Here is a 1,150-nt window from a genome sequence, read left to right as displayed (position 1 = left end):
GAGCGAATAATAACTATTAGATCACAGAGGGACAGTTCAATCAAGGTTGTTTTTTGTACAATGAGATATTATAAAAAAAGAACGTGAAAACGTTCTTTTCGGAGAAATTCTACAGCCTCAACGCCGCCATAAGCGGCTAAGTAATAGTTTGCTAAAATGTGAAGCGAAGCGGAACCGAGCAAACTGTTACGTGTCCGACTTTATGGCCTTGTTACGTGTTTTCAACTTGAGCAGGCAAAATTTCTTTTAAAAATGGAAATTCGAAAATACAAGATGAATTAATTTTTTTACGAATAGCATCGTCACCATCACCATGTTTTGCCAAACAAAGATAATACTTAGTATTTTCATGAATAGCATAAATGAGCTATTCACCAGTCGTTTTTTGTTCTTCTCTACGTCTCTGTAAGTTACCTGTAACGAGATCGTTCACTATATGAGGAATATCCTCAGCAGTCATATATTGCTCTTCACCACTTTTTTGAGCATCTATTATTTTTTGCTCAAAATAAGGAATACTGTAATTTTTTAGCGCATTATTGACATTTTGAGCTAGCCCAGAAATGCTACCATCCATGTAATGTTTATGCCAAAGACCTTTAAGTGGAGGTCTTTTAAATTCAGATTGCTCTTTAGTGTGACTTTCAGGTTCAGTTCCCTCAAGAAACTTCACCTCATGCATGACAGCATCAACATTTATAAGGCTATTTTCAAACCCAAAGAATAAGTCTAACAAAAACGATATGCTATAGCGGTTTTCTAATACCTCAGCTATCCGAATCATTTTTTTGAAAACGTTAATTTTTGCGTACATATCAGGGGATTCTTCTTGAAACTTATCTAAGAAAACATTCTCCAAATTCACTCCTTTTTCCTCACAAAAACTTTCCATATAGAACTCCATGATGATTACAACACTGACACGTAACGCCGCAATAAATGGCGCGTAGGTTGGCGTTGTTTTTGCTGGCTTTTTATTTTCAGCAAAAACCGTGACAGCCGTAATGCGTCCGATTTGATTGCCTTATAGTCCGACCAAGCCATTTAATTTAATAGATTCATTCATTATTATATTAAATGGAACATGCTTCTGTTGGTTACGAATATTGAATTGCTAAACATACAATGTTTTTAACAAGACGTTCGAACC

The 1,150-nt window shown here is 35.5% G+C and carries 1 protein-coding gene; it reads right to left on the bottom strand.

The annotated features are described in order from the left end of the window. Positions 1 to 367 precede the first annotated feature (367 nt). Positions 368 to 892: a hypothetical protein gene (locus tag SP041_RS20680; RefSeq protein WP_025562335.1), complete on the bottom strand. Its 525-nt coding sequence runs from the start codon at positions 890 to 892 to the stop codon at positions 368 to 370. Positions 893 to 1,150: the final 258 nt, after the last annotated feature.

The sequence above is a fragment of the Psychromonas sp. SP041 genome, from assembly GCF_000470315.2.
GTDB lineage: Bacteria > Pseudomonadota > Gammaproteobacteria > Enterobacterales > Psychromonadaceae > Psychromonas.
The sequence above is the reverse complement of the archived record's forward strand: the minus strand, read 5'-3'. Positions and strand labels throughout refer to the sequence as shown.